The organism is Steroidobacter cummioxidans (assembly GCF_003104955.1).
Genome location: NZ_LSRW01000081.1, coordinates 52,608 through 74,454, shown reverse-complemented (window position 1 = coordinate 74,454; position 21,847 = coordinate 52,608). Strand labels below are relative to the sequence as shown.

Sequence of the window (21,847 nt, the reverse complement as noted above, 5' to 3'; positions counted from 1 at the left end):
GCAGCGTCAGATGTGTATAAGAGACAGCCTGTATCAGAAGTACGGTTTCCTGGATTCGGTGAACCCGAGTTTCACGTTCACCGATGTGCCGCTGCGCCATGGCAGGATCATCGAGGGCATCGGTTGGGTCGCGGACGACTACCTGGGCATCGACCAGGGGCCCATCGTCGCCATGATCGAGAACTATCGCAGCGGCTTGATCTGGAGCATCATGCGGAACAATCCGCACATACGGCGGGGATTGCAGCGGGCAGGATTTACGGGCGGTTGGCTCGATCAGCCCGCGCCTTCACAACCCAGTTCGTGAGTCATGGCATCGAGGCCAGTCGTCGCAGGGCTGAATCGTCGCGAGGCGATCGCCACGCTCTCCGGCGTGGCGCTGGCACTGGCTGGCTGCGGCCGCTCGAGCCATCGCAAGGAGATAACGTTCTGGGGCGCAGGCCGTGAAGGTGACATTGCCGCCGAGTTGATTCGCGGCTTCGAGCAAGAGCATCCCGACATCAGCGTGAATGTCCAGAAGATGCCGTTCACGGTCGCGCACGAGAAGCTGCTCACGGCCTATGCCGGTGACACGTTGCCGGATCTGTGTCAGCTCGGTAACACCTGGATTCCGGAGTTCGCGGCGCTCGATGTGCTGGAGCCGCTCGACGGTTACATCGCGGCTTCCAAGGAAGTGCAGCTCGACGACTACTTCGAGGGCATTCTCGCGTCGAATCGGATCGATGAGACCTTGTTCGGCATTCCTTGGTACGTCGACACCCGCTTGCTCTACTACCGCCGGGATTTGCTGAAACAGGCCGGCTTCGACGAGCCCCCGCAGTCCTGGCAGCAGTGGAGCGAGATGCTCGCCGCGATCAAGCAGCTGGTCGGGCCGGAGCGCTATTCCGTATTGCTGCCGTTGAACGAATTCGAGCCGCTGCTGGTACTGGCGTTGCAGCTGCCGGATGAGTTGTTGCGTGACGGCGGACGTTACGGCAACTTTCGTGGGCCGGATTTCCGGAAGGCGCTCACGTTCTACGACAGCTTGTTCGAGCGCGGTTGGGCGCCGCGCATGACGAACACGCAGATCTCGAATGTGTGGGATGAGTTCGGCCGAGGTTTCTTTTCGTTCTATATCTCCGGACCGTGGAATATTGCCGAGTTCAAGCGGCGGCTGCCGCCGGCGGTACAGAACGAGTGGATGACCGCGACCATGCCAGGGCCGGACGGCCCCGGGCTTTCCAGCGCCGGCGGCTCCAGCCTCGTCGTGTTCAAGACATCGCAGTCGAAACCGGAAGCCTGGTTGCTGGCAGAGTATTTGTCTCGACCGTCGACGCAACAGCAATTCTACGATCTTACGGGCGACATGCCGCCGCGACGCAGCTCCTGGCAGACGCCGGCACTGGTCGAATCGCCCTATGCGCGTGCGTTTCTCGCGCAGCTGGATCGAGTGCGCTCGCCGCCGAAAGTGCCGGAGTGGGAGCGCATCGCGACGGAGATGCGGCTCGCCGGTGAACGCGTGGTGCAGCACGTGCAAACCATCGATGCAGCAGTCGTCGCGCTGGATCGCAAGACCGATGAGATTCTCGCCAAGCGACGTTGGATGTTGGAGCGGAACACGCTGCCGGGTGCATCATGAAGCGCTCGATGGCTGCCTGGTGGTTCGTCGGTCCAGCCCTGATCGTGCTGGGCGTGTTCTTTTTCGTGCCGGTGATCGGCGCGCTGCTGATGAGCCTGACGGATTTCGATCTGTACGCGCTCAGCGACTGGCGCAACCTGCGATTCATCGGCTTGCACAACTATGTGACGTTGCTGCAGGACCCGCTGTTCTGGAAGTCCTTGTGGAATACGTTGTACTTCGTCGTCCTCGGTGTGCCGCTGTCGATCGGCGCGTCGCTGGGGGCGGCGCTGCTGGTGAATTCCAAGCTCGGCCGCTTCCGCAGCTTCTTCCGCACGGTGTATTTCGCGCCGGTCGTGACCACGCTGGTCGCCGTGGCGGTCGTGTGGCGCTATATCTTTCACACGCGTTACGGGTTTCTGAACTATGGACTGAGCGGTCTGGGGATCCATCCCATCGACTGGATGGGCGATCCGCACTGGGCCATGCCGGCGATCGTCATCCTCGCCGTGTGGAAGAATTTTGGTTACAACATGATCATTCTGCTGGCGGCGCTGCAGAACATCCCCGAGGATCTCTACGAGGCGGCACGCATCGATGGGGCGTCGGGCTGGCAGGTGTTCCGTCACATCACCCTGCCAGGCATCGCACCGGTGCTGTTGCTGGTCAGCATCCTGACCATGACCGGCTACTTCCAGCTGTTCGCCGAGCCCTATGTGATGACCGAAGGCGGGCCGCTGCAGAGCACCCTCAGCGTGCTGTATTTCATGTACGAGGAGGGCTTCAAGTGGTGGAGTCTGGGGCGCGCTTCGGCGGTCGCGTTCCTGTTGTTCGTGCTGATGTTCCTGGTGACCGCGTTTCAGTTGCGCCTTGGACGGCAGCGAGGTGACCGATGAGGCGCAAAGGCTCCGCGATCGTCGTCAATGCGTTGCTCATCGTTGGCGCGGTGCTCACGGCGTTTCCGCTGCTGTGGATGGTGTCGGTGTCCTTCATGCCAACGGGGGCGGCGAGCACGTATCCGCCGCCGTTGCTGCCGGCACAGCCGACACTCGACAATTATCGGCAGCTGTTCGCGAACCACAACGCAGGCCGGTACATGCTCAACAGCGCCATCGTGGCGAGCCTGGCGACGGTGATCGCGCTGGTGTTGAACACGATGGCGGGCTATGCGTTCGCCAAGCTGCGGTTCAAAGGCCGCGAGCGGATCTTTCAGACCCTGCTCGGCGCGCTGGTGATTCCGGCGCAGGTCACAATGATTCCGCTGTTCGCTTTGGTGAAGGAGATGGGGCTGATCAGCACCTACGGGGGCGTGATCGTGCCGGCCATGGCGAGCGTGTTCGGCATCTTCCTGATTCGACAGTATGCGCTGTCACTGCCCGATGAGTTGCTCGAGGCGGCGAGGATCGATGGCGCGAGCGAGGGCAGGATCTTCTGGTCGCTGGTCGTGCCGTTACTGCAGCCCATTCTGGTGACGCTCGCGATTCTCACGTTCCTCGCGACCTGGAATGACTTCATGTGGCCGCTGATCGTGCTGACCGATCAGAAGCTGCATACACTGCCGGTCGCTTTGGCGGGCTTGTCGCGTGAACATGTGCAGGACAATGAATTGATGATGGCGGGTGCGGTCATCACCGTGTTGCCGGTGCTGGCGCTGTTCCTGGCACTGCAGCGGTACTACATCGCCGGCATCCTGGCGGGGAGCGTGAAGGGATGAGAACGTTTCTCTGGGCTGCGCTGATTCTGCCGCTGCTGGCGTTGGCGGCGGAGCAGGCGCCACAGCTGGAGGTCCGTTACTTGGACGAGATGGAGAATGCGAGCGAGTGGCAGGCGCTGGCGTCCGACGGCGTCGACGCCTCCGTGCACAACGCCAAAGGAGTCGATGGCAACGCGCTCGTGCTGGAGTTCAATCTCAACAACACCGCCGGCTACGCCGCCGCGACGCGCAAGTTGCCGGTGGAGCTGCCAGAGGACTACGAGATCTCCTTCTGGATGCGCGGCGAAGCGGGGCGCAACAACTTCGAGATGAAGTTCGTCGATGCCTCGGGCGATAACGTCTGGTGGTTCCGGCGCGCCAACTTTCAGGTGAGCGGCGACTGGCAGCAGATTCGCATCAAGCGTCGCCAGATCGAGTTCGCCTGGGGGCCGACCAAAGATCGCACGCTCAAATCTTTTTCGAGTATCGAGTTCGTGGTTGCCGCCGGTCAGGACGGCGGCAAAGGCAGTCTGTGGTTCGATCGGCTGGCGCTCAAGCCCCTGCAGAAGCCCTCGCAAGTTCCCAAGCCGACGGTCACCGCCTCGTCGCAGGCAGACGGCAACGTTGCCGCACTCGCTATCGATGGCAATCCAAAGACGGCATGGCAAAGCGATGCGAGTGGCAACGATCAATCGCTCACGCTCGATCTGCAGGCGGTGCAGGAATTCGGCGGCCTGGAGATCGACTGGGCGCCGCAGCTGTACGCGCAGCGCTACACCATCGAGCTGTCGGTCGATGGTAAATCCTGGAACAAAGTTCGTAGCATCGAGGATGGCAACGGCGGTCGCGACTCGTATTTGCTGCCGGAATCCGAAGCGCGATTCATCCGATTGACCATGCCGAAGCCCGGGCGTGCAGTCGGTATTTCCGAGCTGTACGTGCGCGATCTGGAGTTCGGCGCGTCACCGAATGCATTCATCGAATCGCTGGCGAAGGGTACGCGGCGTGGCTGCTATCCGCGGGCTTATTACAACGAGCAAACGTACTGGACGATCGTCGGTGTCGACGGTGACACCGAAGAGAGCATGTTGTCCGAGGATGGCGCGCTCGAAGCGCGTAAGGGCAGTTTCTCCATCGAGCCCTTCGTCCGCGTGCGCGACAAATGGCTGACCTGGGCGGACGTGTCGATTCGTCATTCACTCGCCGATGACTACCTGCCTATTCCGTCCGTGGAGTGGAAACATGCTGACGTGATGTTGACCACGACGGCCTATGGTGTCGGTGAGCCGGGCAAAGCGCGCACCGAGGCGGTCTACAAGATTCGCAATCCCACCAGGAGCCGGCATCAGTACACGCTTGCGCTCACAGTCCGGCCGTTTCAAGTCAATCCGCCGGCGCAGTTTCTCAATACGCCCGGCGGTGTCAGCCCGATTCACGACCTCGCTTTCGACAAGGGCGCGGTGAGCGTCGACAAGGTCGCCAGCGTGTTTCCGCGAACGCCGCCTCAGTCATTCCGTGCGGCGGCGCTAGCGGCGGACACGCCATGCGAGTGGCTTGCCGCTGCAAGTGCTCCGGCGAGGATTACGGATGAAAGCGGCTTCGCGTCGGGCGCGATGCTGTACACGCTGGATCTGGCGGCGGGCGAGAGTCGGGAGATCGTTCTGGATCTGCCGCTGCACGTCGGTACGCAAGCCAAGGGCAGTATTGCGGAAGGGCAGCGACACCTCGCGACCAGTTCGCAAGCGCCGATGACTGAGGAGCAGGTCGAACAGCAGTGGCGCGACAAGCTCAATCGCGTCGAACTGGTCCTGCCGAAGGCGGATCAGGCGCTGTTCGATACGCTGCGAACCGCGCTCGCTCATGTGCTCATCAATCGAGACGGCCCGGCACTCCAGCCCGGCTCCCGTTCGTATGAGCGTTCCTGGATCCGCGATGGCGCGATGACCTCGGAAATGCTCTTGCGCATGGGACATCCGGAGGTTGCGAAGGAATTCCTCGAGTGGTTTGCGCCCTATCAATTTGCGAACGGCAAGGTGCCGTGTTGTGTCGATCGTCGCGGCGCCGATCCGGTGCCCGAGAACGATAGCGGCGGCGAGTTCCTGTTCCTGATCGATGAAATCTACCGCTACACCGGCGATGAGAAACTGCTGCGCTCCATGTGGCCGGCGGTGGTCAAGGCGGTCGAATACATGGACAAGCTGCGCCTGTCGGAGCGCACGCCGGAAAATCGGAAAGGCGATCGCGCGGCGTTTTACGGGCTGATGCCGGCATCCATCAGTCACGAAGGCTACTCGGCCAAGCCCGTGCATTCGTACTGGGACGATTTCTGGGCGTTGGGCGGCTACGAAGCGTCGGTCCGCATCGCCCGCGCACTGAACGAAAAGAAACAAATGTACGCGTTCATCGAGTCGCGCGATCAGTTCCGCTCGGACCTGTATCGCTCGCTCAATGTCGCCATGCGCATGCACAAGATCGATTATCTGCCGGGCTCGGCCGAGCTGGGGGATTTCGATCCGACTTCGACCACCATTGCGCTCGCTCCGGTCGGCGAGATGCAAATGCTGCCGCCGAACGAATTGCGGGCCACCTTCGAGCGGTACTGGAAGCAGTTCGTCGAGCGCCGCACCGATACGAGCTGGGATGTATATACGCCTTACGAGTGGCGCAATCTCGCCGCCTTCATCCGCCTGGGCTGGCGCGAGCGGGGCGAAGAGCTGATCAAGTTCTTCATGAACGATCGACGCCCTGCGCAATGGAATCAATGGGCGGAAGTGGTTGGTCGTGAGCCGCGCGAGAGTCGGTTTATTGGCGACATGCCGCACGGTTGGGTCGCTTCCGACTACGCGCGTTCGATGCTGGACATGTTTGCCTACGAGCGCCAGGCCGACGAGACGCTGGTGCTGATGGCCGGCGTACCGGAGGCGTGGACCAAGAAGGAAGGGTTCGAGGTGCGTAACCTGCGTACGCCGTTTGGTCCGCTCACTTACTCGCTGAAGATCGAAGATGACGAGACCACGCTGCACGTCGAGCCGCTGAAACAGATGCCGGTCGGTGGCGTCGCAGTGGCATGGCCCGGCAAGACACCGCCCAAGGACCAGAAGATTCAGCAGGGCGTCGGGCGCTGGCTGGGCACCGATCTGCGTATCAGCAAGCTGCCGTTCACCATCGTCTTTCCGCGATGAGGTCGCTACTCCGCCAGCGCTGTGCCGTTGGATGCGATGACCTTCGAGTAGAAGTGCGCGCTGCTCTTGAGCGTGCGCTCCAGCGTCTCGTAGTTCATATGCACGATGCCGAAGCGCTTGGAGAAGCCAAAGGCCCATTCGAAGTTGTCGAACAGCGACCACGCGAAATAACCGCGAATGTCCGCGCCACGCTGCATCGCTGTGTGGACGGCGGTGATGTGCTTGCGCAGGTAGTCGACGCGCAGCGGATCTTCCAAGACTGGTCCGTCGACTTGCGGCGGATCGAAGAAACATGCGCCGTTCTCGGTGATGTACACCGGCGGGTTGCCGTAGTTGTCCTTGATCCACAGCAATGTGTCGACCAGACCTTGAGGAAACACTTCCCAGCCGGTCTCCATGTGCGTGTGCTGTTTTTGTTTCACCGTCGTGGACTTCAGCGGCCACGCGTTGGCATCGGCGCGGACAACTGCGCGGGTGTAATAGTTCACGCCGATGTAGTCGAGCGGCTGTTGGATCAGATCGAGATCGGACTGTGGCCACTTGGGCCAGGCTTCGCCGAAGACTTCGTGCAGCTCTTCGGGGTACGAACCAAGCAATGCGGGCTCGAGATACTGCCGGTTCATGTAGGCCTCGGCACGACGCGTCGCTGCGCAGTCCGCATCGGATTGAGAAGCCGGATATTTGGGCTCGATGTTCACCACCAGGCCGATCTTGTTGCGTCCGATCGCGCGGTAAGCTTGTACCGCCGCGCCATGCGCCATCATGAGGTGATGCGCGGCGCGCGGAGCCTCGAACACGTTGCGATGGCCCGGTGCCAGCACCCCATGCATGTAGCCGCCGTCGGCGACCACCCAAGGCTCGTTCAACGTCGTCCAGTATTTGACCCGATCGTCGAGCCGGCGGAACACCACATTGGCGTACTCGGCGAACCATTGCGCGATGTCGCGATTCAGCCAGCCGCCGCGATCGTCCAATGCGGCCGGCAGGTCCCAATGAAACAATGTCACCATGGGTTGAATGCCACGCGACAGCAGTCTGTCGACCAGCCTGTCATAGAAATCGAGGCCAGCGGCGTTGATGCACCCGGTGCCTTCGGGCAGTACGCGGCCCCAGGCGATGCTGAAGCGATACGCGTTCAAGCCCAGCGAATGCATCAGATCGACGTCACCTTCCCAACGCCGGTAGTGATCGCAGGTAACATCCGCGGTGTCGCCGTCCTGCACGCGACCGGGAGTATGCGAGAAGCGGTGCCACACACTCGGCCCTGCGCCGTCAGCGAGCGGCGAGCCTTCGATCTGATACGCCGAGGTCGCACAGCCCCACAGAAAATCCTTGGGGAATTGGATGGGCTTGGGCATGGGTGCAGTGTAGAGGAGCTCGGGCGAGCGTGGCAGCAGTAAAACTCAAAGCTGTACGTAAGGTTTACAGCAACGGCCATGTGGGCGTCGACAGCGCCTCGTTCGATATCGCCGATGGCGAGCTGCTGGTGCTGGTCGGGCCCTCGGGCTGCGGTAAGAGCACGCTGTTGCGCCTGATCGCGGGGCTGGAGGAGGCGACCAGCGGCAGCATCCACATCGGCGATCGCGACGTGACCCAGCTGGAGCCGCGCGATCGGGACATCGCCATGGTGTTTCAGAGCTATGCGCTCTATCCCCACATGACGGTGCGCGAGAACCTCGGCTTCGGGTTGAAGCTGCGCGGGCATTCGGAACGGGACGTGGCTGAGCGCGTGCAGGACGCAGCCGATCGGCTCGAGTTGCAATCCATGCTCGATCGATTGCCCAAACAGCTGTCCGGCGGCCAGCGGCAGCGAGTTGCGCTGGGGCGTGCGTTGGTGCGGCACCCGAAAGTGTTCCTGTTGGACGAGCCGCTCTCGAATCTCGACGCCAAGCTGCGCTCGGCGATGCGGACGGAGATCGCCAGGCTGCATCGGTCGCTGAAAACGACGATGGTGTATGTGACGCACGATCAAGTCGAAGCCATGACGCTCGGCCAGCGCATCGTCGTGCTCGATCGGGGCATCGTGCAGCAGATCGACACGCCGATGAGTATCTATGAGCGTCCGGTGAATTTGTTCGTCGCGGGCTTCCTCGGCAACCCGGCGATGAATTTCTTTCGCGGCGCGCTCGATAGCGGTGGAACGTTGCTGAAGGGCGAGGGCGCGGAGCTGGCTGTTCCGCCTGGGTTGCCGGCGGGGCGAGCCATCGTGGTCGGCATTCGACCGGAAGACTTGCAACGAGTCGACGGTGCGAGCCCGCCGGGGAATATCCGGCTGTCCGTGCTGGTCGATTTGATCGAGACGGTCGGCAATGAAGCTTTCATTCACGCATCCGTCGGGGCGTGGCGCATCATTGTGAGATCGTCGCCGTATCACTTGCCGCCGCTGGGCTCGACCATGACGTTGCAGGTGGCGCCGGAGCGCCTGCATTTCTTCGACGCGGAGAGCGGGGAAAGAATCGAAGTAGGTGCGTAGGTCGCCGCTCCGATGGTTTTTCGGAGCGGCGCACGCCCTGGCGTCAGGCGTCGAGGCCTGGCACCGGGAACTGTTTGCAAAGCGCCTTCACTTTCTCGTGAATCTCGCGAAGCCTCTTTTCATCCGCCGGCGCGCGAAGCGCCTCGACCATCCACGCCGCGACTTGTTTCATCTGCGGCTCCTGCATCCCTCGGGTCGTGAGTGCCGGTGTGCCCAAGCGAATGCCGCTGGGCTTCAGTGGCGGGCGAGGGTCGTCTGGAATCACTTGTTTGTTTACGGTGAGGCCAGCGAGATCCAGTGCCGTCTCGGCGACGCGACCGTCGATGTCGAAGGATTGCACGGTGTCGATGACGATCAGATGATTCTCCGTGCCGCCGGTGATGAGCGTGCAGCCGAGATTCACCAGTTCTTCCGCGAGCACACGAGCGTTGCGCACCACCTGGGCTGCGTACGTTTTGAACGCGGGTTCGGCCGCGAGCTTCAGCGTCACGGCGATGCCGGCGACGGCATTCATATGCGGGCCGCCTTGCATGCCAGGGAACACCGCCGAGTCGATCTTCTGTGCGAGCGAGGCCTTGCTCAGGATCATTCCTCCGCGTGGTCCGCGCAGCGATTTATGGGTCGTTGTAGTGACGATGTCGAAGCCGGCGTCGAGTGGGTTGGCCAGCGCGCCGCCGGCGATCAAGCCGCCGACGTGTGAGACGTCTGCCATACACAGTGCGCCTACTTCGTCAGCAATGTGCCGGAAGCGCGCATAGTCGATTTCACGGGGATACGATGAATGGCCGCACAGCACGATCTTCGGCTTCACCTGTCGCGCAGTTTCGAGCACCGCGTCGTAGTCGATGTAGCCCTCAGGCGGTGACGTTTTATAACGAACGAAATTGAAGATGCGTCCCATGCATGACACGGGGGCGCCATGCGTGAGATGGCCGCCATGTGAGAGATCCATCGCCAGTACCGTGTCGCCGGGTGCAAGACAGGCCATGTACACCGCTTGATTCATCGGCGAGCCGCTCAACGGCTGCACGTTGGCATGCTCCGCGCGAAACAAACGCTTGGCGCGCTCGACAGCGAGCGACTCGACGCGGTCGGTGAATTGTTGCCCGCCGTAGTAGCGGCGCCCGGGATAGCCTTCGGCGTATTTGTTGGCGAATACCGAGCCGTTGGTGGCGTACACCTCGGCAAAGGCGTAGTTCTCGGAGGGAATCAGCTCGAGACCCTCGCGCTGACGGCGTTCCTCGCCGAGCACGGCATCGAACACGTCGGGGTCGGACGATCGCAGCAAGTCGAATGAGATCTGCATGGCGGCGCTCCTGTGAAGGGTGGACTTGGTTGCCCAGGCGAGCGGCCGCGGCAGGGAGAGACCCTGCACGCATGCTTCCCGATGGTTGTTCCATCTACGCCAGTCACATGCGCGGAGACGATGCTACGCCAATGTTTTCGAGTTCTGCAAGCTGGCACTCCAAAAGATGCTCGTGGCGCGCTCGGAATGTTTCGGTGACAATCCTGAGCGGATCACGAATTCTGCGTTAGGGAGCGACCATGCCGATCGATTATGCCAAGCTGAAGAGTATGCAGTTCGAGCCGCTGCGCCACGCTTACACCCGGCGCGACACGATGCTGTATGCGCTCGGGCTGGGCGTGGGTGCGGACGATCCCACCGACGCGGGCGATCTCAAATACGTCTACGAGAAAGCGCTGGTCGCGCTGCCGATGCAGGCGGTGACGCTGGGCACGCTGCCGATGCTGCTCGCCGATCCGGCGTTCGGCATCAACTACAAAATGTTGCTGCACGCCGAACAGTCGCTCATCGTGCACAAGCCGCTGCCTGCCGAAGGCACGGTGGTCGGGGAATTCTCCATCGATGAGGTCTACGACAAGGGTAAGACCAAGGGCGCGATCCTGTATTCGACGCGCAAGCTCTTCGACGGCGCCAATGGCGATCTGCTGTCGACGATGGGTAACGTGGCGTTTCTGCGCGGCGATGGCGGCTTTGGCGGCAAGAGCGATGGCGCGCCGAAGCCGCGAGCGGTTCCCGCCGACCGCAAGGTGGATCATTCCATCACGATGAAGACCGCGCGCGATCAGGCATTGATCTATCGTTTATCCGGCGATTACAACCCATTGCACAGCGATCCGGAGATCGCCGCGAGCGCCGGGTTCAACCGGCCCATCCTGCACGGGCTGTGTCATTACGGCATGGCGGGGCGCGCTTTGATCAAGACGTTGTGCGGCGACGATCCGTCGCGACTGACGCGACTGGACGCGCGTTTCACCAGTCCCGTCTATCCTGGCGAGGCATTGCGAGTGGATGTCTGGAACATCGGCAGCGGTGACGCGTCATTCCGAGTGGTCGCCAGCGAACGCAATGTCATCGTGCAGGACTTCGGTCGCTGCGAATATCGCAACTGATCTCAACGGCATTCATCGAAACCATGTTCTCAGCCTGCGGCGTCATCACGCTCACCACCGACTTTGGTCCGCAAGGGCCGTTCGTTGCGACCATGAAGGGACGCATCCTGGCGCGGCTGCCCGAGGCGCGCATCATCGATGTGACCCACGACGTGCCGGTGTACTGGCCGGCGGAAGCGGGCTTCTGGCTGGCACGAGCTTACAGTTACTTTCCCGAAGGCTCGGTGCATGTGGCGGTGGTCGACCCGGGTGTCGGCACGAAGCGGGACATCGTCGCGGTCGTCGCCAACGGACACGCCTTCCTCGCGCCGGACAATGGGTTGCTCGCGCCCATCCTGACCAAGGTGCCCAACGCCAAAATCTACCGGTTCGATGCCGCTCATGCGGGAAGCAAGTTCAAGCTGCCGGCGGCGAGCGCCACCTTTCATGGGCGCGACATCTTTGCGCCGCTGGCGGCGGAAATCGCCGGACGTCGGGCAAATCCCGCGGATCTGGGGCCGGAAACTCACGACATCGTGCCCTCCTGGGTGGACGAGCCGAGCGTGGCCGCCGACCAGGTGGCAGGGGTGGTCATCACCACCGACCACTTCGGCAACCTGATCACCAACATCGACGGCAGTCTGATCGAGTCGTTCAGGCGGCCCATGGTGAAAACCGGAGGGCACAGCTTTGCCCTCAGGCGCACTTACGGCGACGTGAGCCCGGGGGAGTTCCTGGCCCTCGTCAACTCCTTCGGCGTCGTCGAAATCGCCCGGGCGGAGCAGAGCGCGGCTGAGGCCCTGGGTCTGGGGCGGGGGGCTCCGGTCATCGTCAGTAACGGCGCCTGACGCGCTGCGTGGGGGGCCGGCCGCGCGAACTATTTGAAGTGCCCGTCCTCCAAGCCATTGAAAACCGCGGCGAGTCGTATATAGTCCGCAGGCTTCCGGCCGTGCCGGTTACCGATCTAGTTGATTTGGCTGGATTTTTCAGGAAAGCCCATCGTGGAGAGAGACGACGATCACTTCGATATCGATGATGACTTCGTCGCCGAGAGCGACGAAGACCAGAATTACGAGAAGTTCATCGATTCGGGCGCCCGACGCGCCCGCCCGAACGCCAACAATGCGGCGAAAAAAGGCAAAGCAGCCTGGAGCAAACTCGAGGATGTCTTGGCCGACCGGCGCCTGAAGAAAGAACTGAACGATTTCGAGGAAGAATAGTAAGGTGCCGCGCGAGCCACGAGCTTCGCGCCCCCTTGCAGCTGACCGCTTCTCCTGCAAGCTCAGGAGGCCGGAGCAGGATGGTGCGCGCTGGCCCGCGACCCGATCCTTTCCCTCATCACTCAAGTAGAGCTCACAAATGACGATGGCTGATTCCACGCCCGCGGTGTCGCCGTGGGTGGTGCTCAAGTTCGGCGGTACCAGCGTTTCCTCGGTCGCGAACTGGAAAAATGTTGCGGCAGTGGTCCGCGATCGGCTGGCCGAAGGCATGCGCCCGGTGCTGGTCCATTCCGCGCTGTCGGGCATTACCGACCGTCTCGAGCAGCTGCTTGCGATCTCGCTCGCCAGCCACAACACGCTGGGCAACGAAGCCGAAGGCGTGATGAATCAGATCGAGCAGCGCCACCGCGATCTGGCGCGCGATCTGGGCGTGACGCCCAGCCAGGATCTGGAAGAACAGTTCAAACGTCTGCGTCAGATCGCCGCCGGCATCGCGCTGGTCGGCGAAGTGAGCGAGCGCCTGCGTGCTCGCGTGATGGCGCAGGGCGAATTGATGGCGACCCGGCTCGGCGCTGCGTTCCTGGCCGCACAAGGCCTGGATGTGCAGTGGATCGATGCCCGTACGGTGCTCAAGGCCGAACAGCGTCGTAACGCCAATCTGCGTTCGAGCTATCTCTCTGCGACTTGTAACTACGAGCCCGACCTGGAGTTGCAGCGTCGCTGGTCGTCGCAGGGCACAGTGTTCATTACTCAGGGCTTCATCGCCAGCGACGAGCAGGGCGACACGGTGCTGTTGGGTCGCGGTGGCTCCGATACTTCGGGCAGCTACTTTGCGGCGAAGCTGGGCGCGCGTCGCCTGGAAATCTGGACGGACGTCCCCGGCATGTTCAGCGCGAACCCGCGCTCAGTGCCGACGGCTCGATTGCTTCGTGCGCTCGAATACGATGAAGCACAGGAAATCGCGAGCAGCGGGGCCAAGGTGCTGCATCCTCGCTGCATCATGCCGGTGAAGCAGTACGGCATCCCGTTGTACGTCTATGCGACGCAGACGCCGAAGCTCGAAGGCACGGTCATCACCACGCACGGTGGCAACGTTGCCGCGCAGGTGAAGGCGGTCACGATCAAGAAGAACATCACGCTGGTGTCGATGGAAACCGTCGGCATGTGGCACTCGGTGGGCTTCCTCGCCGATGCCTTCCAGGTGTTCAAGAATCACGGCCTGTCGATCGATCTGGTGTCGACGTCCGAGACCAGTGTCACCGTGTCGCTGGACCCGGCGGCGAACACGATGGACAAGGCGACGCTCGATGCGCTGGTGGTGGATCTGGGCAAGCTGTGCCGCGTCGAAGTCATTGGCCCGTGCGCGGCGGTCAGCCTGGTCGGAAGAAACATTCGCGCCATCCTGCATCGCCTGGGCGATGCGCTCGAGCTGTTCGAAGAACAGAAGATCTATCTGGTGACGCAGGCAGCGAACGATCTGAACATCACGTTCGTGATCGATGAGGAGCAGGGCGATCGCCTGGTCTCGCGCCTGCATGACATCGCCATTCAGAAGATGACCGCGGATCGCGTGCTCGGCCCGACCTGGGAAGAGCTGTATGGTCCGAAGGACAAGGCAGCGGTCGACCTGAAGCAGTGGTGGCACGACCGGCGCAACGACTTGATCTCGCTGGGACGCGAGCATGGCGCAGCGTTCGTTTACGACCGTGAGACGCTCACAGGCAAGGCCAAGGCGCTGCGTGCATTGCCGGGCATCGAAGGCGTGTTCTACGCGCTGAAGGCCAACTGGCATCCGGAAATTCTCAAGTTGTTTGCCGAGCAGGGCCTGGGCTTCGAGTGCGTATCGCGTGCCGAAGTCGAGCACGTGATGAAGACGCTGCCGAAGCTCGACAAGCAGAAGATCCTGTTCACGCCAAACTTCGCGCCGCGCGCGGAGTACGAATGGGGCGTGCAGCAAGGCATCTGGGTGACGCTCGACAACCTGCATCCGCTGAAGGCCTGGCCGGAGGTGTTCAAGGGACGCGATGTGTTCATCCGCATCGACACCGGCTACGGCCGCGGTCATCACGACAAGGTGCGTACGGCCGGCGTGCATTCCAAGTTCGGGGTGCCGTTGTTCGAGATGGATGAGCTCGAACGTTTGGTGAAGGCAGCGGGCGCCCGAGTCGTTGGCTTGCATGCGCACACCGGCAGCGGTGTGTTCACCGTCGACAATTGGAAGTCGGTGGGCGATACGCTCACGGCGCTCACCGATCGCTTCAAGGACGTGCGTATCGTCGATCTGGGCGGTGGCCTTGGCGTGCCAGAGCGTCTGGGTCAACAGGGCGTGAAGCTGTCGGAATTCGGCGAGACGTTGGCCGCGTTGAAGGCGGCGCATCCCAAGCTGACGCTGTGGATCGAGCCGGGTCGTTATCTCGTTGCCGAGGCGGGCGTGTTGCTGGCTCAGGTCACGCAGCTGAAGGGCAAGGGCGAAGTGAATTACGTCGGCGTGGCCACGGGCATGAATTCGCTCATCCGCCCGGCGCTGTACGGCGCGCACCACGAGATCGTGAATCTCACCCGGCTGGACGATCTCGCGACCGAGGTCTTCAATGTCGTCGGCCCGATCTGCGAGTCGGGCGATCAGTTGGGCAACGACCGGCTGCTGCCGCCGACTCAGGAAGGCGACGTGCTGTTGATCGCGACCGCCGGTGCGTACGGACGGGCGATGAGCTCGACCTACAATCTGCGTGAGCCGGCGATCGAGGTGCTGATCTGATCAGCTGAGGGAATCGAGCAGCTGCTTCGCCTGATCGGTGAAGCGCTGCGCGTCCTTACCGATGACGGTATCGTCGGTCAGAGGCTGAAAATGCGTGACGCTCGTTCCCAGGTGAGTGGCAGCGTCCTGCGGATGATTCAGCATGGCGTGCGCCTTGCCGAGACGGAAATTCGTCACGCCGGGGAGCATGCGCACCTCGGCAATGTCGGTTGGTTTTGCGGGCGGCGCTGCGTTGACCAGCTGTAGTGCCCGGTTCAAATGCGTCAGTGCTGTGGCCGCCTGGCCTTTCAGCAGATAGCTCTCACCGAGATGATTGAGCACGTACGCCACGGCCAGCGCTGCCTGTTCGTTGACGGGGTCGACCGCGTGCAGGTGTTCGACGCGTCCCAGCGCGAGCTGAATGTACTCCAGCGCCTGGTCGGGCTTGTTGAGAAAGTTATAGTACTCGCCCACGTTGACCGCCGCGAAGGCCGCGCCGCGCATTATCCCTGCGTCGGCCGGGTACCCGCGCACGAGGGGCTCGACGTACTCGGACGATTTCAGATACGCCTGCAAAGCCGATTCGTATTGCTCCGCGCGTCCAAGGGCGAAGCCGATGCGGGCGTGGATCAGCGCCATGTCGAGGCGTGCGGCTGGATCCTCGGGCTTCTCTGCGAACAGGCGTTCGAGGGTGACTTGCGCCGATTGCAGCGCTGCCAGCGCGCGCGGCAGATCGATCGTGCTCAGGTGCGTTCCCAGCGCCAACTCAGTGGCCGCCATCAACCGGTGCTCGGCCGCTGTGGCGTCCGCCGTGGCCACCAGCTGCTTACCAATCTCATGCGCTGCTTCCACCAGCGGGATGGCTTCTTCGAGTTTGCTCTGCGCCGCCAATAGCTCGCTCAGTGCGAGGTAACTGCTCAACAGCTCGGACAAGTCTTCCCGCGTCGGGCTCTGCTCTGCGACCTGCTCACGCAGGCGCAGTGCGCGACGATAACTTTGCACGGCGCCCTCGGTGTCGCCGAGATTGGCGCCCAGGTAGTCGCCCTGGACATCGCCGAATTTTTGATAGGCCCACGCCAGCTCGCGTTTGAATTCGAGCGAATCCTGCGATTCGTCCTCCAGCGCGGAGATATGTTTCAGGGAGTTTTCCACCAGCAGCTTGCGCACTTCAGTTGCGCCCGGCAGGTTCATGGCCGCTTTGTAGACGTCGCGCAGATAGGTATTGGTGAGCTTGCGGATCTCCGTCAGATGACGTTCGGCGCGTGCGCGTTCATTGCTTGCTATATGCGCCTGCCACGCGGTCGCAACGGAACCAGAGACAAACGCGACAGCAAACAAAACCGTCGCGACTGTCGCTGCCTTGTGCCGCACCACCAGTTTCCGTGTGCGGTACAAGGTGCCGTCAGGGTGTGCGTCCACCGGAAATCCGCGCTGATGGCGACGGAGGTCTTCGGCGAGATGTTCGGCGGAGCCGTAGCGATCGTCGGGCTCTTTCGCGAGCGCCTTTATGATGATGGCATCGAGATCGCCGCGCAGCTGTCGGGCGGTGCGCCGATAGGATGCAACCTTTCCTTCCGCGGCAGCGACGCTGGGCAGGCGCGGAGGGCGATCGCCGAGCGCCGCGGCTGCTTCCCAACCGAACAACTCGGCAGGCACTTCAAACGGTAAGGCGCCTGCGAGCAACTTGTAGACCAGCACGCCAAGCGAGTAGACATCGCTCGCCGTGGTGATCGATTCACCCCGTATTTGTTCAGGACTGGCGTACGCCGGCGTCAGCGCCACGACCTGATTGATCATGCTTTGCGAGGCGTCGCTGGCGGTGTTGAGCAGTTTGGCGATACCGAAATCCAGCAGCTTCACCACGCCATCGTTGGTCACAAGGATGTTGCCGCCCTTGAGATCGCCATGAACCATCAGGTGCTGGTGTACGTAGTGAACCGCGCCACACAAGGACCGCACCAGGTTGATGCGGGCGTCGATGCTCAACTCGCGCTGTTCGCAATACACATCGATGGGCTCGCCTTCGATGTACTCCATGACCAGATAGGGCGCACCGGTCTCGGTGACGCCGCCATCGAGCAATTGCGCGATGTTCGGGTGACTCAGCTCGGCGAGGATCTGGCGCTCGTCGCGCAATCGTTGCAACAAACTGTGCGTATCCAGGCCGGGACGCAGCAGCTTGATCGCCACCTCTTTGTAGTATTGATCGTCGTCGCGGACCGCCTTGTAGACGTGGCTCATGCCACCGCGGCCGAGCTCGCTGACGATGCGATAGTTGCCCAGACGGCGGCCATGCCAATCGAACGGCTCGAACGCTTGCGCCAGGCCAGCGCGCTCCGCGGCCGGGCGCTCGATGAAACCCAGACTGCTTTCGTGGGCATCCAGCAGCGAACGGACCTGGGCTATCAGCTCGATATCCGCGCCGCAGACCTGATCCAGAAATGCCGAGCGATCGGCGGCAGTGCGTTCCAGTGCCGCGGAAAAGAGGTCCTTGATCTGGTGCCAGCGTTCGAGTTGCAAGGGCGCGCCCGCAGACGGGTCCGTGTGATTCAGGGCAGGGGGAGGCGGGGACAACCGATTGGTGTTGGTCCTGCATTGTAACCACCCTGGCACGAGCGAATGTGGGAAAGGCTCACAGACTGGCGGAGCGAGCCTGCCCAAGGGCCAACTGAATGCGGCCCCGGCGCCCAGTATTTTCCTACAGCGAGCTATTCGTCGCTCGCCATCATGGCGCGCTCGCCCGCACGCAGTTCCTGCGCCGTCAATGTGCCGTCACCGTCAGTGTCCATCTGGGCGAAGCGCTGCTTGGCGGCGGCGGCCCACTCGGTGGCGTTCACCTTGCCGTCGTCGTCGGTGTCCATCTTCCTGATCTGTTCGACCGAGGACATCGCCTGCGGCTTGGACTTGCCCGTGCCACTGTGACCATGGGCGCTCATCCGCGACTGATGGTAGGCCTCCAATTCCTGCACGGTGATGTAACCGTCCTCGTTGGTGTCGATCTTGTCGAACAGCTCCTTCTCGGCCTGCATGTACTCAGCCGCGGTAATTTTGCCGTCGCCGTGCTTGTCCAGCATTTGTTCCATCGTTTGCAGCTGGTCGTCCATGGGCACGCCGTCTTTGCCGGCCAGCGCGACCCCACACAGGATGCTCGCGACGGCGACGGGAATGAGTCTGGAAGAGAAGGAATTCATGAGACGCTCCGTAGCCTCGAGTGCCAGTTCAACGTGGTGAGGTAGGCCAAGTTCCAGCGCCGTTACGATCGATGGCGGCCGCGACAGTAGCGACTTTCAGCGAGTTCCGACGTGCTGTCAGAGCAGCCTTCGCTCATGACTCGGACTCAATGCCCCACCTCGTTGCACGCCGCGACGCCGGCCTGTACTCTCGCGCAGTGCGTAATTCCTGCTGGCAACGCTGGACCCTGATTTTCTTGCTGATGGCTCGCCTGGTCGTCGGCGAGCTGGGACATGCGATGCCGGTTGCAGCGATGAGCCCGCTTCAGGAAGCGACGCATGAGATGGCTGGCGAGCCGTCTTGTCCTGAGCATGAAGCGAGCGCGCAGATGCCTGGCGCACATCCCTCCGACGACGCGGCCGATCACTCTGCCAACGAGCACGATTGCTGCAAATCTGGCGACTGCGAGTGCCCATGCTTGCACGTGCCTTGTGTGACGCTCGATGCCGCCGTCATGAATCCTGTCGCGCTCACTGTGTTGCGCATTCCTTACGGCGCGGACACCGTCCCGGCGCAGCGCCCGTCGCGATTATTCAGACCTCCCGCCTGATTCTCTTGATCGATGCTTGCTTGAGCGCCTGCTGATGGCTCCCGCCGTCGGTGCGCGTACGTCGACGCTTTGTTCAAGAGAGTTTCATGTCATCGATGATGCATTCACCGCGAGCGCGCATGCCGCAGCTCTCGCGCAGGAGTTTCTTACAGGCGGCAGGTGCAGGGCTGTTCGTACTCGGAACGAACCGTGGCAACGATGCCTGGGCTCAGCGACAGACCCAGACGGTGCTGAGCGGCAGCCACTTCGATCTGCAGATCGGCGAGGCGCCCTTCAACTTCACCGGCAAGCAACGCGTCGGCACCGTCGTGAACGGCCAGATTCCCGGGCCGCTATTGCGCTGGCGCGAGGGCGACACGGTCACGTTGCGCGTGTCGAATCGGCTCGCCGCACGTAGCTCCATTCATTGGCACGGCATGATCGTGCCGGCCGACATGGATGGCGTGCCCGGCCTGAGCTTTGCCGGTATCCCGAGCGGCGGCGAATATTTGTACCGCTTCAAGGTGAATCAGTCCGGCACGTATTGGTATCACGCCCAATTTCGCGCTTTCAGGAACAAACCGGACTGTACGGGCCCATCGTGATCGAGCGCCGTGGCGGCGAGCGGTTTCCCACCGAGCGGGACTATGTGGTGATGCTGTCCGACTGGACCGACCTCGATCCGGAGCGCATTTTCTCGGTGCTCAAGAAGCACAGCGATTACTACAACTTCGGCCGCCGCACGGCCGGCAGGTTCTTCGCGGACGTGCGCAAGAACGGGTTGAGCCAGACGCTCGCCGATCGTCGCATGTGGGGCGAGATGCGCATGAATCCCACCGATATCCTCGATGTCTCCGGCTACGCGTACACGTATCTGATGAACGGCGTGGCGCCGACCGGCAACTGGACCGGTCTGTTCTCGCGCGGTGAAAAAGTGCGGTTGCGCTTTATCAATGGCTCATCGATGTCGTTCTTCGATGTGCGCATTCCGGGACTGAAGCTCACGGTCGTTGCGACCGATGGCGTGGATGTCGAGCCGGTCTCGGTGGATGAATTCCGCATCGGCGCGGCGGAAACCTACGATGTGATTGTCGAGCCGAAGGACGATCGTGCTTACACGATCTTCGCTCAGGCCATGGATCGGTCGGGTTATGCGCGCGGCACGTTGGCGCCGAGTCTGGGTATGGAGGCGGAGATCCCGCCGCTCGATCCGCGGCCCTTGCTGACGATGAGTGACATGGGTCATGGCGGCCACGGCTCCAGCGCTGCGGGGCAGATGGATCACAGCCAGATGGACCATAGTCAGATGGATCACAGCCAGATGAATCATGCGCCGGTGGATCCGCACGCTGGACATGGGTCGTCCGGGCCGTCGTCGACGGTCGTTCATCCGCCGACTGAACGCAGCCCGCTGGTCGACATGCGGGCCGATCAGCCGAACGTTGGCCTCGACGATCCCGGTGTTGGCTTGAGGAACAACGGGCGTCGAGTGCTGACCTACGCGGATTTGCGCACGATCGGTGGTCCCATCGATCGCCGTCAGCCGGGGCGTGAGATCCAGCTGCATCTCACCGGTCACATGGAAAGGTTTGTCTGGTCGTTCAACGGCCAGAAGTTCTCCGAAGCACAGCCCCTGAAGTTCCAGTTCGGCGAACGGCTGCGGATCACGCTGGTGAACGATTCCATGATGACTCACCCCATCCATCTGCACGGGATGTGGAGCGAGCTCGAAGATGCATCGGGCAACTTCCAGGTGCGCAAGCACACCGTGAATGTGCACCCTGCGCAGAAGCTGAGTTATGCAGTCACGGCGGATGCGCTCGGTCGTTGGGCTTACCACTGCCATCTGCTGTATCACATGGAAGCCGGCATGTTTCGGGAGGTGCATGTCGAGCAGGGCGAGGGCGGGGCGCAGTACGGAGATCATGGAGATCACTCATGAGCGCGCTGATCAAACTCCATGTCGCGCTCGCGCTGGTTGCGGCGGTCGTCTCGACTGCTGCCGCTCAGGACGCGCATCAGCACCATGCGCATCATTCCGATGAGCGAACGGAGAGTGAACGTGCACACGTTCCGCCGGATCCGCCGCAACATGAAATGGGCGACATGTCCGAAGCGCAGATGGCGGAGATGATGAACATGGACGACACCGCGCTGTTCGGCATGGTGGCGTTCGACCAGCTCGAATGGCGTGACACCAGCAAGGGCAACGCGCTCGCATGGGATGGTCGTGCCTGGTTCGGTAACGACTATGACAAGGCGTGGTTCAAGACTGAAGGCGAGCGTTTCGACGGCGACTACGAGGGATCGGCCGAGTTGCTCTGGGATCGCGTGTTCTCGCGTTGGTGGAGTCTGCAGGGCGGTGTGGCACACGATTTTGGCGAAGGTCCGTCGCGAACCTGGGCGACCTTCGGAGTGCAGGGACTCGCGCCGTACTGGTTCGAGGTCGAAGCGTTGGCCTATGTGGGCGAGCAGGGCCGAACTTCGGCGCGCGTCTCTGCGGAATATGAAATGTTTCTAACGCAGCGGCTGATCTTGCAACCCAAGCTGGAATTCAAGCTTTACGGCAAGGACGATCCAGCCAACGGCATCGGTGCAGGACTCAGCGATGCCGAGCTGGGGCTGCGCCTGCGATATGAGATTCGCCGCGAGTTCGCGCCGTATGTGGGAGTCGTGTGGTCCAAGAAGTTTGGCGAGACCGCGGACCTCGCACGCGAGCACGGCGATGAGGCTAGAGAAACACAGTGGGTGGCAGGAGTGCGCGCCTGGTTCTAGCGAACCCCTTGCCAAT

Annotated in this window: 16 protein-coding genes, 1 pseudogene and 1 riboswitch; of the genes and pseudogenes, 13 read left to right on the top strand and 4 right to left on the bottom strand. The window is 62.2% G+C overall.

Annotated elements, in window-relative coordinates; all coding sequences use genetic code 11:
* From D0550_RS29090 to D0550_RS29070, 5 genes are all read left to right on the top strand, one after another.
* Positions 1-307, top strand: a 307-nt coding sequence (locus D0550_RS29090) for a glucoamylase family protein (RefSeq protein WP_275129300.1), incomplete at its 5' end; no start/stop codon positions are given.
* Positions 308-310: 3 nt separating this feature from the next.
* The gene (locus D0550_RS29085) at positions 311-1,618 is read left to right on the top strand and encodes a sugar ABC transporter substrate-binding protein (protein ID WP_116812699.1); all 1,308 of its coding nucleotides are present in this window, start codon (positions 311-313) and stop codon (positions 1,616-1,618) included.
* The gene (locus D0550_RS29080) at positions 1,615-2,493 is read left to right on the top strand and encodes a carbohydrate ABC transporter permease (protein ID WP_116812698.1); all 879 of its coding nucleotides are present in this window, start codon (positions 1,615-1,617) and stop codon (positions 2,491-2,493) included. The genes D0550_RS29085 and D0550_RS29080 overlap by 4 nt, the downstream gene beginning before the upstream one ends.
* Complete coding sequence (locus D0550_RS29075; protein ID WP_116812697.1) at positions 2,490-3,311, top strand: carbohydrate ABC transporter permease; 822 nt, start codon at positions 2,490-2,492, stop codon at positions 3,309-3,311. The genes D0550_RS29080 and D0550_RS29075 overlap by 4 nt, the downstream gene beginning before the upstream one ends.
* On the top strand, positions 3,308-6,472 hold the full coding sequence (locus tag D0550_RS29070; protein ID WP_116812696.1) for a discoidin domain-containing protein: 3,165 nt from the start codon (positions 3,308-3,310) through the stop codon (positions 6,470-6,472). Before D0550_RS29075 ends, D0550_RS29070 begins: the two co-directional genes overlap by 4 nt.
* 5 nt (positions 6,473-6,477) lie before the next feature.
* On the opposite strand, the gene D0550_RS29065 is transcribed toward D0550_RS29070, so the two are convergent.
* On the bottom strand, positions 6,478-7,830 hold the full coding sequence (locus tag D0550_RS29065) for a GH1 family beta-glucosidase (RefSeq protein ID WP_116812695.1): 1,353 nt from the start codon (positions 7,828-7,830) through the stop codon (positions 6,478-6,480).
* A 29-nt stretch (positions 7,831-7,859) separates the two neighbouring features.
* Between D0550_RS29065 and D0550_RS29060 the strand changes: the two genes are divergently transcribed.
* Positions 7,860-8,945 (top strand): ABC transporter ATP-binding protein, encoded by a 1,086-nt coding sequence (locus D0550_RS29060; RefSeq protein ID WP_116812694.1) that lies wholly within the window; start codon positions 7,860-7,862, stop codon positions 8,943-8,945.
* Between the two features lie 43 nt (positions 8,946-8,988).
* Here D0550_RS29060 and D0550_RS29055 read toward each other — a convergent pair whose 3' ends face one another.
* The gene (locus D0550_RS29055; protein ID WP_116812693.1) at positions 8,989-10,251 is read right to left on the bottom strand and encodes a serine hydroxymethyltransferase; all 1,263 of its coding nucleotides are present in this window, start codon (positions 10,249-10,251) and stop codon (positions 8,989-8,991) included.
* 24 nt (positions 10,252-10,275) lie between these two features.
* Positions 10,276-10,368: riboswitch (ZMP/ZTP riboswitch) on the bottom strand.
* A gap of 122 nt (positions 10,369-10,490) precedes the next feature.
* Here D0550_RS29055 and D0550_RS29050 point away from each other — a divergent pair.
* The 4 genes from D0550_RS29050 (at position 10,491) to D0550_RS29035 (ending at position 15,317) form a co-directional block, all read left to right on the top strand.
* Positions 10,491-11,360, top strand: coding sequence for a MaoC/PaaZ C-terminal domain-containing protein (locus D0550_RS29050; RefSeq protein WP_116812692.1), 870 nt, complete (start codon positions 10,491-10,493; stop codon positions 11,358-11,360).
* Positions 11,361-11,383: 23 nt separating this feature from the next.
* Positions 11,384-12,187 carry an SAM hydrolase/SAM-dependent halogenase family protein gene (locus D0550_RS29045; protein ID WP_116812691.1) on the top strand — a complete coding sequence of 268 codons (804 nt, stop codon included), beginning with the start codon at positions 11,384-11,386 and terminating at the stop codon, positions 12,185-12,187.
* A 153-nt stretch (positions 12,188-12,340) separates the two neighbouring features.
* Positions 12,341-12,559, top strand: coding sequence for a hypothetical protein (locus tag D0550_RS29040; protein ID WP_153067408.1), 219 nt, complete (start codon positions 12,341-12,343; stop codon positions 12,557-12,559).
* A 139-nt stretch (positions 12,560-12,698) separates the two neighbouring features.
* Positions 12,699-15,317 carry a bifunctional aspartate kinase/diaminopimelate decarboxylase gene (locus D0550_RS29035; protein ID WP_206606603.1) on the top strand — a complete coding sequence of 873 codons (2,619 nt, stop codon included), beginning with the start codon at positions 12,699-12,701 and terminating at the stop codon, positions 15,315-15,317.
* Here D0550_RS29035 and D0550_RS29030 read toward each other — a convergent pair whose 3' ends face one another.
* Both D0550_RS29030 and D0550_RS29025 read right to left on the bottom strand, forming a co-directional pair.
* Positions 15,318-17,816: a serine/threonine-protein kinase gene (locus tag D0550_RS29030; RefSeq protein ID WP_116812689.1), complete on the bottom strand. Its 2,499-nt coding sequence runs from the start codon at positions 17,814-17,816 to the stop codon at positions 15,318-15,320.
* A gap of 188 nt (positions 17,817-18,004) precedes the next feature.
* Positions 18,005-18,487: an EF-hand domain-containing protein gene (locus D0550_RS29025; protein WP_116812688.1), complete on the bottom strand. Its 483-nt coding sequence runs from the start codon at positions 18,485-18,487 to the stop codon at positions 18,005-18,007.
* Positions 18,488-18,636: 149 nt separating this feature from the next.
* On the opposite strand from D0550_RS29025, the gene D0550_RS29020 reads away from it, so the two are divergent.
* The 3 genes and pseudogenes from D0550_RS29020 to D0550_RS29010 all read left to right on the top strand — a co-directional run bounded on the left by D0550_RS29020 (position 18,637) and on the right by D0550_RS29010 (position 21,831).
* Positions 18,637-19,077 carry a CopL family metal-binding regulatory protein gene (locus tag D0550_RS29020; protein WP_116812687.1) on the top strand — a complete coding sequence of 147 codons (441 nt, stop codon included), beginning with the start codon at positions 18,637-18,639 and terminating at the stop codon, positions 19,075-19,077.
* An 86-nt stretch (positions 19,078-19,163) separates the two neighbouring features.
* A pseudogene (locus tag D0550_RS29015) lies at positions 19,164-20,998 on the top strand (copper resistance system multicopper oxidase).
* Entirely contained in the window at positions 20,995-21,831 is an 837-nt protein-coding gene (locus D0550_RS29010) for a copper resistance protein B (RefSeq protein WP_116812686.1), read from the top strand. The pseudogene D0550_RS29015 and the gene D0550_RS29010 overlap by 4 nt, the downstream one beginning before the upstream one ends.
* The last annotated feature ends 16 nt before the right edge of the window (positions 21,832-21,847 follow it).

Excerpts from the sequence above, each read along its gene's own strand:
- D0550_RS29085 (WP_116812699.1), top strand. The coding sequence starts at position 311 with ATGGCATCGAGGCCAGTCGTCGCAGGGCTGAATCGTCGCGAGGCGATC.
- D0550_RS29080 (WP_116812698.1), top strand. The coding sequence starts at position 1,615 with ATGAAGCGCTCGATGGCTGCCTGGTGGTTCGTCGGTCCAGCCCTGATC.
- D0550_RS29075 (WP_116812697.1), top strand. The coding sequence starts at position 2,490 with ATGAGGCGCAAAGGCTCCGCGATCGTCGTCAATGCGTTGCTCATCGTT.
- D0550_RS29070 (WP_116812696.1), top strand. The coding sequence starts at position 3,308 with ATGAGAACGTTTCTCTGGGCTGCGCTGATTCTGCCGCTGCTGGCGTTG.
- D0550_RS29065 (WP_116812695.1), bottom strand. The coding sequence starts at position 7,830 with ATGCCCAAGCCCATCCAATTCCCCAAGGATTTTCTGTGGGGCTGTGCG.
- D0550_RS29055 (WP_116812693.1), bottom strand. The coding sequence starts at position 10,251 with ATGCAGATCTCATTCGACTTGCTGCGATCGTCCGACCCCGACGTGTTC.
- D0550_RS29050 (WP_116812692.1), top strand. The coding sequence starts at position 10,491 with ATGCCGATCGATTATGCCAAGCTGAAGAGTATGCAGTTCGAGCCGCTG.
- D0550_RS29045 (WP_116812691.1), top strand. The coding sequence starts at position 11,384 with ATGTTCTCAGCCTGCGGCGTCATCACGCTCACCACCGACTTTGGTCCG.
- D0550_RS29035 (WP_206606603.1), top strand. The coding sequence starts at position 12,699 with ATGACGATGGCTGATTCCACGCCCGCGGTGTCGCCGTGGGTGGTGCTC.
- D0550_RS29025 (WP_116812688.1), bottom strand. The coding sequence starts at position 18,487 with ATGAATTCCTTCTCTTCCAGACTCATTCCCGTCGCCGTCGCGAGCATC.
- D0550_RS29020 (WP_116812687.1), top strand. The coding sequence starts at position 18,637 with ATGCCCCACCTCGTTGCACGCCGCGACGCCGGCCTGTACTCTCGCGCA.
- D0550_RS29010 (WP_116812686.1), top strand. The coding sequence starts at position 20,995 with ATGAGCGCGCTGATCAAACTCCATGTCGCGCTCGCGCTGGTTGCGGCG.